Origin of the sequence: Actinomadura chokoriensis (assembly GCF_041463665.1) — a bacterium.
GTDB classification, from domain to species: Bacteria; Actinomycetota; Actinomycetes; order Streptosporangiales; family Streptosporangiaceae; genus Spirillospora; species Spirillospora chokoriensis_A.
Map to the genome: position 1 here is coordinate 11,808 of NZ_JAXCEJ010000017.1, position 14,824 is coordinate 26,631.

Here is a 14,824-nt window from a genome sequence, read left to right on the forward strand (position 1 = left end):
CGTCCTGAACGGGTCACCGACCTCGAAATGAATCGCGGACCTCGGGGGGCGTCCCTTGTCACGACACGAATCGTGGCGTGCCCCGCCCCCGGAGGGGCCGGGCACGCCACGGGACGGCGTCCGACCGGGGTCCTAGCGGCGTCCGACCGGAAGGTCCTTGCCCGCGGTGGCGCGGGCGGCCTTCAGCGACATGGCCGTCGGGTCCGGGTCGTTGAGCTCCGGGACCGCCTTGCAGTAGGCGTCCGGGCCGCGGTGGCTCGCCGGCAGCGCACCGGTGTCGAGGTACGCGGCGACCTTGTCGTCCAGGCACGCGTTGCCGTTGAGCGTGTTGGCGTGGGTCTTGCCGCCGACCTCGAACACCAGCCGCGAGGACGGGAAGACCTTGTGCATCTCCAGGCCGCCCGTGACCGGCGTGGCCGCGTCCTGCGTGGACTGGACGAGCAGCATGCCCGGCAGGCCCCCGGCGCCCTTCAGCTTGAGCGCCGGCCCGCCCTGGAAGGGCCAGAAGGCGATCGGGGCGTTGAACCAGACGTTGCCCCACGTCTCGAACTTGTAGCCCTGGCGGTAGAGCTTCGCCGCGTCGTTGTGCCACTTGCTCCAGTTGCGGGGCCAGCGGGCGTCCGCCGCCTGGACGGCGTTGTAGACGGCGAAGTCGTTGTCCTGGCCGCCCGTGTTGAGCCAGTCGAGCAGGCCCGAGGGGTCCTCGTCGTTGACCCACGCCGAGAGCGCCTCGGCGAACGGGATGTAGTAGCCGGTGTTGTAGCCCGCGCTCAGCACGATGTCGGTCAGCTCGGCCGGGCCGATCTGGCCGCCGATGGGAGACTTCTTGGCCCCGTCGAGCGCCGCGTAGTACTTGGCGCTGACGGCCTTCTCGGACGTGCCGAGGTGGTAGACCGAGTCGTACTTGGCGACCCAGGCGAACCAGGCGCGGATGTTGTGCTCGAACGCCTTGTCCTGCTCCAGCTGGGCGTCGTACCAGACCGTCTTCGGGTTGACGTTGCCGTCCAGCACCATCCGCTTCACGCGGTTGGGGAAGAGCGTGGCGTAGGTGGCGCCGAAGTAGGTGCCGTAGGAGAAGCCGTACCAGCTGATCTTGTCCTGGCCGAGGGCGGCGCGGATCGCGTCGACGTCGCGCGCGGCGTCGCTGGTGCGCATGTGCGGCAGCATCCAGCCGAACTTCCTGGCGCAGTCCTGCGCGTACTTCTTCGACTTGGCGACCCAGGCGGCCTCGTCACCGCGCGAGCCCGGGACGTAGTCGCGACGGACCGGGTCGCTGTAGTTCGGGTCGCAGGTCAGCGCGGGCCGGCTGGCCCCGACGCCGCGGGGGTCGAAGCCGATGATGTCGTACTTGGCCGCGACGTCCGCGTGGCCGACGCCGCCGATCCAGCGGGCGAGGGCGGGCGCGTAGGCGAGACCGGAGCCGCCGGGACCGCCCGGGTTCACGAACAGGACGCCCTGGTAGTTCTTCTCGTCGGTGTGCCGGAAGCGCGACACCGCGACGGAGATCTTGCGCCCGCCGGGGCGGCCGTAGTCGAGCGGGACCTCGACGTCGGCGCACTGGGCCCGGTTCATCGGGTCGCCGGGGCCGCTGACCTCGCACGCGCCCCAGTCGATGCCCGCGACCGCGGCGGGACCGGCCGGGCCGGTCTGCGCGCTCGCGGAGACGGCGGCGACGGTGCCGCCCCCCGCCGCCGCGACCAGCGCGGTCGCGGCGAGAACGATCTTCCTCACTTGACCCCCTCGGATCGGCGGCTCCGGACGCCCCGTCGTCGAGCCGGAGAGGGGAGCCACGCCGATGCATAGCGGATGCGGATTGCGTGGAGATTGTGGCGGTTATGTCGCTTATGACGGCAGAGCGCCGCATGACTGGTTGCGAAATCGTGACAAGATCAACGGAACTTCGTGATATCGCCGCGCGTTTGCCCCGCTCCGCGCGAGCCAGCCGAGCCCACCGAGCCCGCCGTCCGCACCAGGCGCACGGCCCGCGGCATGCGCGAGGGCCCCGGGGATCGCTCCCCGGGGCCCCGTCACAGGCCGTCAAGCGCCGGTCAGCGGATGACGTCGACCTCCAGCCGCGCGGCGTTCGGCGCCGCCGCGCCGCTCAGCGTCCGGGCGGACACCTGCGACGGCGGAACCGGGTCACCGAGCTGCGGGACGTGCACGGTGCGCTGCTCCGGACGCTCTCCCCGCAGGAAGTAGGCGTCGAAGTAGGCGTCCACCTCGGCGGATCCGCGGTGCACGATGCAGTGCGTCCGGTCCCCGTCCTGGACGACCAGGCGCGAGCCCTTGAGCCGGCGCTGCATGTCCAGCGCGCCCTCGTACGGGGTGGCCGCGTCGGCGGTGGACTGGAACATCAGGATGTTCTTCGGCAGGTCCCGGGTGTTCCCGATGTCGACCGGCTTGCCCGCCTTGGCGGGCCAGAACAGGCACGGCGCGTTGAACCAGGCGTTGCCCCACGTCTCGAACGGGTGCTTGCGGTTGATCCGCTCGTTGTCGCGCTGCCACTTGCTCCAGCTGAGCGGCCACTGGACGTCCGTGCACTCGGTGGCGAGGTACATCGCGGTGCCGTTGTCGTCGGACTCACCGGTGGTCTGCGCGCCGAACGTGCCGGCGAAGGTGGCGGTGTCACCGTCCTTGAAGGCGGCGAGCCCGGCGGCGTAGCCGTGCCAGATCGCCCGGCTGCGGCGGTATCCGGCGTTCAGGATGACGTCGGTCAGCTCGTCCGGCCCGACGGCGAGGGTCTGCCCGCTGTCCGGGTCGGTGTAGTAGACCGGCTTCTTCTTGAGCTCGCCGCGCAGGTCGTAGAAGAAGTCGCGCACCTTACGCTGGGTGTCGCCCAGGTGGTACACCGAGTCGTACTTGGCGATCCAGCCGAAGTAGTACTCGATGTTCTTGTCGAACGCGACGTCCTGCTTGAGGTTGGCGTCGTACCAGACGTCCGACGGGCCGACGTTGCCGTCCAGCACCATCCGGTCGACGTTCTTCGGGTACACGGTGGCGTAGGCCGAGCCGAGGTAGGTGCCGTACGAGGCGCCGTAGTAGTCGATCTTGTCGTTGCCCAGCGCCTTGCGCATCGTCTCGATGTCGTTCACCGAGTCGATCGTCTTGACGTGGTTGAGCAGCCCGATCTTGTCGCCCTCGGCGCAGTCGTCGGCGTAGCCCTTGGACTTCTTCAGCCAGATGCCGACGGACTTGCGGTCACCGGTGCCGTAGTCGGGGCGCGGGGCGTTGGACCACGTCGGGTCGCACTTGATCGCCGGGACGCTCATGCCGACGCCGCGCGGGTCGAACCCGATGACGTTGTAGGCGTCGCGCATCGCGGCGGAGTTCTGGGCGAACACGCGCGGGCCGAAGAGCGCGCCGCCGCCGCCCGGTCCGCCCGGGTTGACGATGATGTCGCCCTTGGCCGCACCGCTGCCCGTGTGCGGCGTCTTGGTGAGCTGGAGGGTGATCTTCGTGCCGTTCGGCCTGGCGTAGTCGAGGGGCACCGACAGCTCGGCGCACTGCACGATCTCGGAGACCGGGTACAGGCCGTCGTACAGGTCGTGCACCGTCTGGACGAAGTCCGCGGGGCAGTCGTGCCAGTTCAGCGCGGCGGGGGTGAAACCTCCGGCCGCTCCGGCGGAGGGGCCCGCGGCCTGCGCGCCCGTGGCGCCGAGGCCGGTGAGGCCGAGCCCGGCCACCGCGGCCACGACAACGATCCTCTTCACATATCCCCCTATCGTGCCGACTCCGAATGAGTCAGACATACGGGTAAATGACAGGAGATTGTGACGTCGTTGCCGCGGGTCCCCACAAGACCTCGCGCAAGTGGATGCCGAATCGTAACAAGATCAGCGGAACTTCGTGATAAGTCCGGACGTTCCGGTCGCGGGACCGGATACGGCTCCCCTCACGCACCTTTCACGCGCACGCGAAAAGGCCCCGGGTTCGCACCCGGGGCCCTGCGGCGTTCGCTACCGCGTCAGATCAGCCGACCACCACGTCGGCGCCCGGCCCGCTCACCGAGCCGTCCTCGGCGATCTCGATGCCCATGTCCTCGGCGATGCGCATGGCCTCCTCGATCAGCGTCTCGACGATCTCGGCCTCGGGGACGGTCTTGACGACCTGGCCCTTGACGAAGATCTGGCCCTTGCCGTTGCCGGACGCGACCCCGAGATCGGCCTCGCGGGCCTCGCCGGGCCCGTTCACCACGCAGCCCATCACCGCGACGCGCAGCGGGACGGGGAAGTCCTTCAGGCCGGCGGTGACCTGTTCGGCCAGCGTGTAGACGTCCACCTGCGCGCGCCCGCACGACGGGCACGACACGATCTCCAGGCCCCGCTTGCGCAGCCCCAGCGACTCCAGGATCGCCGCGCCGACCTTGACCTCCTCGACCGGAGGCGCCGACAGCGACACCCGGATCGTGTCGCCGATCCCCTCCGACAGCAGCGCGCCGAAGGCCACGGCCGACTTGATCGTGCCTTGGAACGCCGGGCCCGCCTCGGTCACGCCGAGGTGCAGCGGGTAGTCGCACGCCGCGGCCAGCCGCCGGTAGGCGTCGATCATCACGACCGGGTCGTTGTGCTTGACCGAGATCTTGATGTCGCGGAAGCCGTGCTCCTCGAACAGCGAGCACTCCCAGAGGGCCGACTCCACCAGCGCCTCGGGCGTGGCCTTGCCGTACTTCTCCAGGAGCCGCTTGTCCAGCGAGCCGGCGTTCACGCCGATCCGGATCGGCACGCCCGCGTCCGTGGCGGCGCGCGCGATCTCTCCGACCTTGTCGTCGAACTTCTTGATGTTGCCCGGGTTCACCCGGACGGCCGCGCAGCCCGCCTCGATCGCCGCGAACACGTACTTGGGCTGGAAGTGGATGTCGGCGATGACCGGGATCGGCGACTTGCGGGCGATCGCCGGCAGCGCGTCGGCGTCGTCCTGCGACGGCACCGCGACCCGCACGATCTGGCACCCGGACGCGGTCAGCTCCGCGATCTGCTGGAGCGTGGCGTTCACGTCGGCGGTGAGGGTGGTGGTCATGGACTGCACCGACACCGGAGCATCCCCCCCGACCGGAACGTTCCCGACCATGATCTGCCGGGACTTGCGGCGGGGCGTGCTCGGACCCTGCGCCCCCGGCCCGTCGCCCTCGCCGCGGACATTCGGCATTCCCAGTGAAACGCTCATCCCTCTCCTCTTACTTTCGGCCCCGTACAAAGCCTAAGCGCCCGGTGCGGCTGTATTGACGGCACCCGGTACCGAACAGTGTGACCGCGCACGCACGCTCCGTAAACATTTCGGGTCACCCCGGCAACTGGAGCGGATTGAGCACGTCGGCGAGGATCAGCAGCACGCCGAACCCCACCAGCAGCAGGACCGCCAGATAGGTCAGGGGCATCAGCTTGGCGATGTCGACCGTGCCCGGATCCGGCCGCCCCCGGATCCGGTTGACGCCCGCCCGCGCCCGCTCGTACGCGACGACGGCGAGATGCCCGCCGTCCAGCGGCAGCAGGGGCAGGACGTTCAGCGCGCCGAGGAAGATGTTCACCGACACGACCAGCGACAGGAACAGGGCGACCTTGTCCCGGGCGGTGTTGTCGGAGGAGAAGATCTGCCCGGACACCTCGGTCGCGCCGACCACGCTGCCGACCTGGCCGCCTGGCGTGCTCTCCCGCTCGGGCGAGAACAGCTTGGGTATCGCCGCGGGCAGGTCGGCCGCGACCACGCCGATGCCCTGGACCGTCCGGCCGATGCCGCGCGCGGCGAACACCACCGCGTCGAGCGGCCCGGCCCGCTCGTACCCGCCGCCGACGACCTTCGCGGAGATGCCGACGAACGGTTCGCCGCCCGCGTCCGCGAGCGTGATCGGCAGCGTGACGGGATGGCCCGCGCCCGGCCGCTGGACCACCGCCGGCACCGTCTCCCCCGGCTTCGCCGCGTTGATCGCCTTGGTGAGGTCGGCCCAGTCGGAGACCTGCATGCCGTTGAACGCGACGATCCGGTCACCGGCCCGCAGCCCGGCCCGCGCCGCCGGGGAGGGCGGGCGGCCGCCGCCGCAGCCTTCCCGCAGCGTGGCCGGAACGCAGCTCGACACCTTGTCGACCGTGCTGGTCACCGTGCCGGACTGGGGCACGCCGATCGTCACGGCCATCGCCAGGAGCAGCAGGAACGCGAACACGAAGTTGGCGACGACGCCCGCGGCGATGACGACCGCGCGGCGCCCGGCGGGCTGCCGGTAGAAGGCGCGGGGCCGGTCCGCCTCGTCGATCTCCTCCAGCGGCGTGTAGCCGACGATCTTGACGAAGCCGCCCAGCGGGATCGCCTTCACGCCGTACTCGGTCTCGCCGCGGCGGGTGGACCACAGGGTCGGCCCGAACCCGACGAAGTACTGCGTGGCCTTCATCCCGAAGCGCTTGGCGGTGACGAGGTGCCCGCCCTCGTGGAGCATCACCGACGCCAGCAGCGCGACGACGAACGCCACCGCGCCCAGCAAGAAGGCCATCCGGGGATCCTCTCGGGGCTCGTTCCCGGGAGGTACCCGGGTCAGTCGGTTCCGGTCAGTTCCCTGCTCCTGGCCCGCGCCCATCCGTCGGCGGCGAGGACGTCCTCCAGCGTCAGCTCCCCGGGCGTGCCCGAACCGTGCTCGTCCACTACCCGCGCGACCGTGTCGACTATCCCGAGGAACGGGAGCCGTCCCGCACGGAACGCGTCCACACATTCCTCATTGGCGGCGTTGTAAACGGCCGGGACGGTTCCGCCCAGCTCACCGGCGTGCCGGGCCAGCGCGACGGCGGGAAAGGCCTCGTCGTCGAGCGGGAACAGCTCCCAGGTGTGGGCCGCCGTCCAGTCGATCCCCGGACCGGCGTCCGGGACGCGGTCGGGCCAGTCGATGCCGAGCGCGATCGGCAGCCGCATGTCGGGCGGGCTCGCCTGCGCGAGCGTGGCGCCGTCGGTGAACTCGACCATCGAGTGGATGACCGACTGCGGGTGGACCATGACCTCGATCCGGTCCATCGGGACGTCGAACAGCAGGTGCGCCTCGATGACCTCGAGCCCCTTGTTGACCAGGGTCGCCGAGTTGATCGTGATGACCGGGCCCATGTCCCAGGTCGGGTGGTTCAGCGCCTGCTCGGGCGTGACGCCGGCCAGCTCAGCGCGGCTCCGGCCGCGGAACGGGCCGCCGCTCGCGGTCAGCACGAGCCGTCGCACCTCCTCGGCGCGCCCCCCGCGCAAGCACTGGGCGAGCGCCGAGTGCTCGGAGTCGACCGGGACGATCTGCCCCGGCCGCGCCCGCTCCTTGACCAGCGGGCCGCCGACGATGAGCGACTCCTTGTTGGCGAGGGCGAGCGTCCGCCCGGCGTCCAGCGCGGCCAGCGTCGAGGCGAGGCCGAGCGCGCCGGTCACCCCGTTCAGCACCACGTCGCACTGCCAGGCGGCGACCTCGGCGACCGCGTCCGGGCCGGCGACGATCTTCGGGATGGCGAAGTCGCCGGAGGCGTAGCCGCGCCGCTTCGCCTCGGCATAGAACGCGAGCTGCAGCTCCTGCGCGGCGGACGCCTTGGCGACCGCGACGATCTCGGGCCGGAACTCCAGCGCCTGCTCGGCCAGCAGCTCCACCCGCCCGCCGCCGGCCGCGAGCCCGGTCACCCGGAACCTGCCGGGGTTGCGGCGGATCAAGTCCAGCGCCTGGGTGCCGATGGAACCGGTGGAGCCGAGGACGACCACCTCGCGGGTGGACGCGTCGGGGCTTGAAGGAGACGTCACCGTTCCATTCTCGGGCATCGCCCCGCCCAGGTCTCCCCCGCACCGCACGCCGACGCCCGCACGCCGCGCCCGCCTGCCGACGCCCGCTCGCCGCGCCCGCTCACCCCGACGGGTCAGCGGGCGAGGGGCAGCCGCAGGACGAGGCGGGCGCCGCACGCGTCGTCGGCGACGTGCAGGCTCCCGCCGTGGGACATGGCGATCTGCCGCGCGATCGGGAGGCCGAGGCCGCTGCCGCCCTTGTCACGGCTCCGGGCGGGGTCGAGCCGGGCGAAGCGCTCGAAGACGCGGTCGCGGTCGGCGGGCGGGATGCCGGGACCGTCGTCGCGGATCTCGATGACGGCCTCCTCGCCCACGGCGCGCGCGTTCACCTCGATCCGCGTGACGGCGTACCGCTCGGCGTTGGCGAGCAGGTTGCCGAGGGCGCGGCCGAGGCGCGGCGGGTTGACCATGACCTCGATGCCCGGCTCCACCTCGACCGTCACCGGGACCGCCGAGGACTGCCGGGCGAGCTGCATCTCCACCAGCGACCGCAGGTTCATTCGCGTCCGGGCCGGCCTGCCCTCCGAATCGAGGCGGGCGAGGACGAAGAGGTCCTCGACGATGTGGTGCAGGCGGTCGACGTCTGCCATGGCGTCCCGCAGCGTGCCGGCGAGGTCGGCCTCCTCGGGGTCGTGCAGGGCCAGTTCGATGCGGGTCCGCAGGCCGGTCAGGGGAGTGCGCAGCTCGTGCGAGGCGTCGGCGAAGAAAGCCCGCCGCTGCTCCACCGACTCCTCCAGCCGACTGAGGAGCAGGTTGACGCGGCCGGCCAGTCGCTCGACGTCGTCGCCCGTGGCCGGAACGCCGACACGGGCGCCGGGCCCGGGGTCGGCGAGGTCGGTCAGCTCCTCCCTGAGCCGCGCCACCGGCCGCAGCGTCCGGGCGACGGCGCGCCGGACGCCCCAGACGGCCAGCCCGACGACGACCGCGCACAGCACGGCCGTGACGATCACGAGAACGCCGGTGCGGTGGACGTCGGCGAGCAGGGCCAGCAGGACGGCCGCCAGGACCACCGCGGCCACCAGCAGGGCACCGAGCAGGCCGGCCGCGGCGGGCGTCGCGCCCGTCCGTGCGAACCGGGGCCCGCGCGGCCGGGCGCGCGAAGACCCGCCCTTCTGAGCCGACATGCCTCCTTTGTACGCAGAACGCCGCCAAAAGACAGCAAAGCACCCGGCCGGTCGCCACATAGCCCTGGTCTGCAAAGTCCTCGACCAGCCCGGTTCCGGTCATCCCGGTCCGCGCGCATAGACCGTCCGCCCTCGGACGGGGAGACGACACGTGAGGCTTTGCCGCCCTTTTCACCTTCGGTAACGGTGGCAACACCCGGTCACGCCTATAAATGGAGTCACGTGAAGGCGACTCCCTTCAGGGGGATGAACATGGGCCAGACAGGCGAGCCGACGGTGGACCCGGGCGGGCTGACCACAGCCCAGCTCCTGGGCGACGCCTGCGTCGTCTGCCACAAGAAGTGGCCCCGGCCGCGCGTCCGCGTCGGCCGCCTGCCGGACTCGTCCGGGGTGCTCGCGTGCGACGAATGCGCACCCGCCCCGCCGGCACCCCGCCCGCGGCGGGGCTCCAGGGAGTCGCGCACGGACGCCGGACGGTCGGCCGTGTTGCCGCCGCCGGCGAAGGCGACGGGCCTGGAGTCCGTCGTCATGGAGGTCTCTCCAGGGAGAAGGGTGACCCGGGCGTTCGGGGGGAAGCCCGGGGCCACCCCACAGGCGCGCCCGGCTGGGGGCGGCCGGGCGCGCCGGAGAGACCTTTAGCGCCGTTCGCCGGAGCGCGGGCCGCCGTGCCCGGGCCGGCGGCTACGGCTTGGCCGAGGGGTTCACCGACTCCGGTCGCGTCGCCCCGACCCAGACCTTCGTCCACTCGGCGTAGTCGGTGCAGTCGTCGTCCTTCGACTTGCGGCCGCACGCCTTCGACGGGGCGTGCGCGAAGATGACCTTGCTGAGGTAGGCCCGGTCGCCGACGCGGTAGGCGGCGCAGAACACCGGCCGGAGCCGGTCGCCCGAGCACGCCTGCGGGTTGGCGGGCGCGACTCCGGCCCACTCGGCGACCTGCTGCTGGACGTCCGGCGACGCCGTCCACTGCAGCCACTGGTACATGCAGTTCGGGTGCTGGACGCGGGCGCCGATCATCCACGCGTCCATCCAGCCGGTCACGCCCTCGGCCGGGACGGCCCCTCGTACGGGCCTGCCCGCGCGGTTCAGCACGTCCACCTGGTAGGGCCACGCCTGGCCCAGCGCGGCGCGTCCGCCCGCGAACGCGCTGACCGCGTCGGCGGGGTCGTCCCAGTACTCCCCGACGTGCGGGCGCTGTCCGGCCAGCACGCGCCCGGCGGCGGCGAGCTGCTCGGGCGTCAGCGAGTACGGGTCGCGGATCTTGAGCTTGCGCTCGCTTCCCTTGAGGTACAGCGCGGCCTCGGCGATGGCGAGCGGGCTGTCCCGCATGGTGATCTTGCCGGAGTGGCGGCGGGCCTGGTCCGGATCGAAGACCGCGGCCCAGCTCGACGGCGGCGGAACGGTCCGCGTGTCGTACATCAGCAGGTTGGAACCCCATACGTACGGGATGCCGTACTGCTTGCCGTCCCGCTCCAGCAGCCCGCGGAGCTTCGGCTCGAGCTTCTTGTAGCCGTCCACGAGATCGGTGTTGACGGGGGCGACCCGCTTCTCGGCGATCAGCCGGCCGGCGACCTCCGGCGGCGCGGCGACGCCGTCGTAGCGGCGGTCCTCGTCGCGCATGAGCGCCGCCATCTCCTCGGGCGTCTTCGCGACCTTCAGGGCGACCTTGCAGCCGGTGCGCTCCTGGAACGGGGTGACCCAGTCGACGCGAGGGTCGGTGCTGCCGCTCTCGATGGAGCCCGGCAGCGTGACGAGGTTGACCACTCCCTCGCCGGGCCCCAGGGTGCTCGCCACCCTGGCGGCGCCGACCGGCTCGTCCTCGTCCTCGCTGCAGGCGGCGAGGCCCGCCGCGGCGATCGCCGCTGCCGCCGCCAGGGCCGCCGCGGCCCTGACGCGTGCCGCCGTGACGCGTGCCGCCTTGGCCCGTGCCGTGGCCGTCCGCCGCATGTCGCTCCCGATCCGCGCTCAGGGCCCTCCCCCTCGCGAACGGGCCCATCGGCGCAGCGTAGCGCGTCCGGCCCGGCGGGACGGCGCGTACCCGCCGGGAGCGGACGCCCACGACCCGGCCGCGCCGCCATTCCGATCGTCTGGACGGGTGCGCACGATTTGATCGCAAGCATCCCGCGATAATTCTTCCGGAATAGAGCGAACCGGCAGCCAATTACCGAAGATCGCGAGCGGGTCGCGTCCGCCCTTGCGCTTAAAGGTTAAGAATCATCTGACCATTACCGCACGATGATGTGCGGCTTTTCGGGCGGGCCGTTAACGGAGAAACCGCCGGGGCCCCGGGGGACGGCGGGTGCTGGCGTCCGCGCCATACACGGAGGTTGCTGGAGAGGGATATGGCGCGGGCTGCCGTACTTCCCGGGGCCGCGGCGGCACCGGCGGGCGTGGCGAGGGTGGGGAACAGCGGATCACCGTGCGGTGCTGCCCGGCCACGCGACCACCGGTACCCGGCCGAACGACGGCGGTGTGACGCCCTCGAGACGGAGGAGGTTCGAGGGACGCCGCACGTCCGGTCGGGTGTCGCGGGACGGCCGCGAGGGGCCGTCGTGCTGGAGGGCCGGCTGCTGCGCCGGCGGCCGCCGCGGGGCGGCGTGCTCGACCACCTCGATCCGTGCGATGAGCCGTTGCGGGGTGTCGGCCTCGAGGAAGTCGCCGACGTCGCGGTCCTTGGGCGGCAGTGCCCACCAGTGGCCGGTGAACGGGCCGAACCAAATGGTCCAGCCCGGAAATCGCCTTCCCAGCGCCTCCACCTCTGCGGCGTGGTCGCCTGCGGCCATAGCGCGACTCCCCTTGACTGCCCACCCTGACTTTTCAATTTCGTCCCAATTAATTGGGACAGTCAGATTGTGTCGCCGGACACAGAGCACGTCAATGGGTGTTGGCATTATTCGCACAGCGGTGCCGGACAAAAATTAACGACGAAATACGACGCGGGTGGGAAAGTCCCAAACGACGGTGACCTGCGCGGACGTACGGCCGGTGCCCGCGGGGGCCACCGGCCGTACGCACCGGAGACGCGCGTCAGCCGTTCGTCGGGAAACCGAGGTTCACTCCACCGTGACTGGGGTCGAGCCAGCGGGCGGTGACCGCCTTCGTGCGGGTGTAGAAGTGGACGCCCTCCATCCCGTGGGCATGGCTGTCGCCGAACAGCGAGTCCTTCCAGCCGCCGAAGGAGTAGTACGCCATCGGCACCGGGATCGGGACGTTCACGCCGACCATGCCGACCTCCACCTCGTTCTGGAAGCGGCGCGCCGCCCCGCCGTCGTTGGTGAAGATCGCGGTGCCGTTGCCGTACGGATTGGCGGAGAGCAGTTCCATGGCAGCCTCGTACGATCCGGTCCGCACCACCGACAGGACCGGGCCGAAGATCTCGTCCCGGTAGGCGTCCATCTCCGGGGTGACGTGGTCGAGGACGCTCGGGCCGAGCCAGAACCCGTCGCCCGCGCCGCCGAGGACGTCCGGGTCGCGCCCGTCGATCGCGAGAGTGGCGCCCTGCGCGACCCCTCCGTCCAGGTAGGACGCCACCTTGTCGCGGTGCGCCCGGGTGACCAGCGGGCCCATCTCCGCCTCCGGGTCGTCGCCGGGGCCGACCCTGAGCCCGGCGACCCGCTCGCGGATCCTCGCCATCAGCTCGTCCCCGACCGGGTCCACGGCGACGACGACGGAGATCGCCATGCACCGCTCCCCCGCCGAGCCGAACCCCGCCGACACGGCGGCGTCGGCGGCGAGGTCGAGGTCGGCGTCCGGCAGGACCAGCATGTGGTTCTTGGCGCCGCCGAGCGCCTGCACCCGCTTGCCGTTCGCCGCCGCCGTCGCGTAGATGTGGCGGGCGACCGGGGTGGAGCCGACGAAGCTGACCGCCCTGACGTCCGGATGGTGCAGCAGCCCGTCCACCGCGTCCCTGTCGCCGTGGACGACGTTGAACACCCCGTCCGGCAGCCCCGCCTCGGCCCACAGCTCCGCGAGCCGGACCGACGCCGACGGGTCCTTCTCCGACGGCTTCAGGACGAACGTGTTCCCGCAGGCGATCGCCACCGGGAACATCCACATCGGCACCATCGCCGGGAAGTTGAACGGGGTGATCCCGGCGGCCACGCCGAGGGGCTGCAGGATGGAGTAGGCGTCCACGCGCGTCGACACGTTCTCCGAGAACCCGCCCTTCAGCAGGTGCGGGATGCCGCAGGCGAACTCCACGACCTCCAGGCCGCGGGCCACCTCGCCCGCCGCGTCAGAGATCACCTTGCCGTGCTCGGCCGAGATCAGCCGGGCGATCTCCTCGCCGTGCGCGCTCACCAGCTCGCGGAACCGGAACAGCACCTTCGCGCGGTGGGCGAGCGAGGCGTCCCGCCAGCCGGGGAACGCGCCCTTCGCGGCGGCCACGGCCGCGTCCACCTCGTCCCGGCCGGCGAAGTCGACCGTCCCGGCGACGCGCCCCGACGCGGGCTCGTAGACGTCGCCCCGCCGCGCGGCCTCCCCGTCGAACGGCTTGCCGCCGATCCAGTGGGTGACGTGCCTGGTCATCTGGCTTCCTCCTCGCCGGGGGACGACCCCCGGCGTCCCCCCGCGCCGGCGGCCGCGCTCACGGCTTCGAGGGACGCGATCAGGATGCCGAGGCCCTCCGCGGCCTCGGCGTCGGTCAGGTTCAGGGGCGGCGCCATGCGCACCACGTTGCCGTACAGGCCGCCCTTGCCGATCAGCAGCCCCCGCTCACGGGCGGCCTCCATGAGCGCGGCGGCCAGCGGCGGGCTCGGCTCGCCGGTGCGCGGGTCGGCCAGCTCGACCGCGAACATCAGGCCCTTGCCCCGCACGTCCGCCGCGATCGGGAGCCGCTCGGCGGCGGCGCGCAGCCCGCCGATGATCGTCGCGCCCTGCCGGGCCGCGTTGGCCTGGAGGTCGTGGTCGAGGACGTAGTCGAGCGTGGCGTTCCCGGCGGCCATCGAGATCGGGTTGCCGCCGAACGTGGAGATGCCGAGCGCGGGCAGCGCGTCCATCAGTTCGCGGCGCGCGACGACGCCGCCGATGGTGAAGCCGTTCCCGAGACCCTTGGCGAAGGTCATCATGTCCGGGGTCACGCCGTGGCCGTCGATGCCCCAGAAGCCCTGGCCCGTCCGTCCCCAGCCGGTCTGCACCTCGTCGGAGACGAACAGGATCCCGAACTCGTCCAGGACGTCCTTGTAGGCGGCGAACAGGCCGTCCGGCGGCATCGTGAAGCCGCCGACGCCCTGGATCGGCTCGGCGATGAGCGCGGCCACGTCCCCGCCGGTGGCGGTGGCGAGCACGTGCCGCAGGTCCCGCGTGCACGCGTCGACGTACTGCCCGTCGGACATGCCGGCGAACTGCGGGAGGTGCCGGTCGGCGCCGTGCAGGAAGTGGACGTCCAGCGGCGACAGGGACAGGTTCCGCCAGGCCCGGTTGCCGGTGACGCCCGCCGCGGCGAACGACCGGCCGTGGTAGCTCTGCCGCATCGCGAGGACCTGGCCGCTGCGCCGCGCGTACGCGGCCAGCAGGAGCGCGGTCTCGTTGGCCTCCGTCCCGGAGTTGGCGAAGAAGACCTTCGCGTCCGGGATGCCGGACAGCCGGGCGATCTTCTCGGCCAGCTCCACCTGCCCGCGCAGCAGGTAGCCGGTGGAGGTGTGCACGACGCCGGTGGCGAGCTGGCGCTCCACCGCGTCCCGCACCTCGGGAACGTCGTAGCCCAGCATGTTCGTGAGGATTCCGGTGAAGAAGTCGAGGTAGCCGTTGCCCTCGGCGTCGGTCACCCGAGCGCCCTTGCCGCCGACGATCTCGATCGGGTCCGAGTAGTTGAGCGCCATCCACGACGGCATGACCGCCCTGTGGCGCCGGAGCAGGTTCGCGTGTTCCGACATGAGACAAGTCTCGGCCGAGCGGACGCGCGCGGCCACCCGCAGAGTGTCAGG

At 71.8% G+C, this 14,824-nt stretch carries 11 protein-coding genes; all 11 read right to left on the reverse strand.

Annotated elements, in window-relative coordinates; all coding sequences use genetic code 11:
* Positions 1 to 132: 132 nt before the first annotated feature.
* The 11 genes from SM418_RS24415 to SM418_RS24465 all read right to left on the reverse strand — a co-directional run bounded on the left by SM418_RS24415 (position 133) and on the right by SM418_RS24465 (position 14,773).
* On the reverse strand, positions 133 to 1,731 hold the full coding sequence (locus SM418_RS24415) for an alpha/beta hydrolase (protein WP_371943493.1): 1,599 nt from the start codon (positions 1,729 to 1,731) through the stop codon (positions 133 to 135).
* A gap of 317 nt (positions 1,732 to 2,048) precedes the next feature.
* On the reverse strand, positions 2,049 to 3,710 hold the full coding sequence (locus SM418_RS24420) for an alpha/beta hydrolase (RefSeq protein WP_371943494.1): 1,662 nt from the start codon (positions 3,708 to 3,710) through the stop codon (positions 2,049 to 2,051).
* 259 nt (positions 3,711 to 3,969) lie between these two features.
* Positions 3,970 to 5,163 carry a flavodoxin-dependent (E)-4-hydroxy-3-methylbut-2-enyl-diphosphate synthase gene (gene ispG, locus SM418_RS24425; RefSeq protein WP_371943495.1) on the reverse strand — a complete coding sequence of 398 codons (1,194 nt, stop codon included), beginning with the start codon at positions 5,161 to 5,163 and terminating at the stop codon, positions 3,970 to 3,972.
* A 115-nt stretch (positions 5,164 to 5,278) separates the two neighbouring features.
* On the reverse strand, positions 5,279 to 6,478 hold the full coding sequence (locus tag SM418_RS24430) for a M50 family metallopeptidase (protein ID WP_371943496.1): 1,200 nt from the start codon (positions 6,476 to 6,478) through the stop codon (positions 5,279 to 5,281).
* A 41-nt stretch (positions 6,479 to 6,519) separates the two neighbouring features.
* Positions 6,520 to 7,758, reverse strand: a complete 1,239-nt coding sequence (dxr, locus tag SM418_RS24435) for a 1-deoxy-D-xylulose-5-phosphate reductoisomerase (protein ID WP_371943497.1) — start codon at positions 7,756 to 7,758, stop codon at positions 6,520 to 6,522.
* A gap of 95 nt (positions 7,759 to 7,853) precedes the next feature.
* Positions 7,854 to 8,903: a sensor histidine kinase gene (locus SM418_RS24440; RefSeq protein WP_371943498.1), complete on the reverse strand. Its 1,050-nt coding sequence runs from the start codon at positions 8,901 to 8,903 to the stop codon at positions 7,854 to 7,856.
* A 218-nt stretch (positions 8,904 to 9,121) separates the two neighbouring features.
* Positions 9,122 to 9,433, reverse strand: a complete 312-nt coding sequence (locus SM418_RS24445; protein ID WP_371943662.1) for a hypothetical protein — start codon at positions 9,431 to 9,433, stop codon at positions 9,122 to 9,124.
* A gap of 151 nt (positions 9,434 to 9,584) precedes the next feature.
* Positions 9,585 to 10,847, reverse strand: coding sequence for an ABC transporter substrate-binding protein (locus SM418_RS24450; RefSeq protein ID WP_371943499.1), 1,263 nt, complete (start codon positions 10,845 to 10,847; stop codon positions 9,585 to 9,587).
* A gap of 467 nt (positions 10,848 to 11,314) precedes the next feature.
* A complete protein-coding gene (locus tag SM418_RS24455; RefSeq protein WP_371943500.1) occupies positions 11,315 to 11,683 on the reverse strand; it encodes a hypothetical protein in 369 nt (122 codons plus the stop codon).
* Positions 11,684 to 11,927: 244 nt separating this feature from the next.
* Positions 11,928 to 13,427, reverse strand: a complete 1,500-nt coding sequence (locus SM418_RS24460; protein ID WP_371943501.1) for a CoA-acylating methylmalonate-semialdehyde dehydrogenase — start codon at positions 13,425 to 13,427, stop codon at positions 11,928 to 11,930.
* Complete coding sequence (locus SM418_RS24465) at positions 13,424 to 14,773, reverse strand: aspartate aminotransferase family protein (protein ID WP_371943502.1); 1,350 nt, start codon at positions 14,771 to 14,773, stop codon at positions 13,424 to 13,426. Before SM418_RS24465 ends, SM418_RS24460 begins: the two co-directional genes overlap by 4 nt.
* Positions 14,774 to 14,824: the final 51 nt, after the last annotated feature.

What these genes read in the sequence shown, in the direction of transcription:
- ispG (WP_371943495.1), bottom strand. Translation starts at nt 5,163, where the DNA reads ATGAGCGTTTCACTGGGAATGCCGAATGTCCGCGGCGAGGGCGACGGG.
- SM418_RS24430 (WP_371943496.1), bottom strand. Translation starts at nt 6,478, where the DNA reads ATGGCCTTCTTGCTGGGCGCGGTGGCGTTCGTCGTCGCGCTGCTGGCG.
- dxr (WP_371943497.1), bottom strand. Translation starts at nt 7,758, where the DNA reads ATGCCCGAGAATGGAACGGTGACGTCTCCTTCAAGCCCCGACGCGTCC.
- SM418_RS24440 (WP_371943498.1), bottom strand. Translation starts at nt 8,903, where the DNA reads ATGTCGGCTCAGAAGGGCGGGTCTTCGCGCGCCCGGCCGCGCGGGCCC.
- SM418_RS24445 (WP_371943662.1), bottom strand. Translation starts at nt 9,433, where the DNA reads ATGACGACGGACTCCAGGCCCGTCGCCTTCGCCGGCGGCGGCAACACG.
- SM418_RS24450 (WP_371943499.1), bottom strand. Translation starts at nt 10,847, where the DNA reads ATGCGGCGGACGGCCACGGCACGGGCCAAGGCGGCACGCGTCACGGCG.
- SM418_RS24455 (WP_371943500.1), bottom strand. Translation starts at nt 11,683, where the DNA reads ATGGCCGCAGGCGACCACGCCGCAGAGGTGGAGGCGCTGGGAAGGCGA.
- SM418_RS24460 (WP_371943501.1), bottom strand. Translation starts at nt 13,427, where the DNA reads ATGACCAGGCACGTCACCCACTGGATCGGCGGCAAGCCGTTCGACGGG.
- SM418_RS24465 (WP_371943502.1), bottom strand. Translation starts at nt 14,773, where the DNA reads ATGTCGGAACACGCGAACCTGCTCCGGCGCCACAGGGCGGTCATGCCG.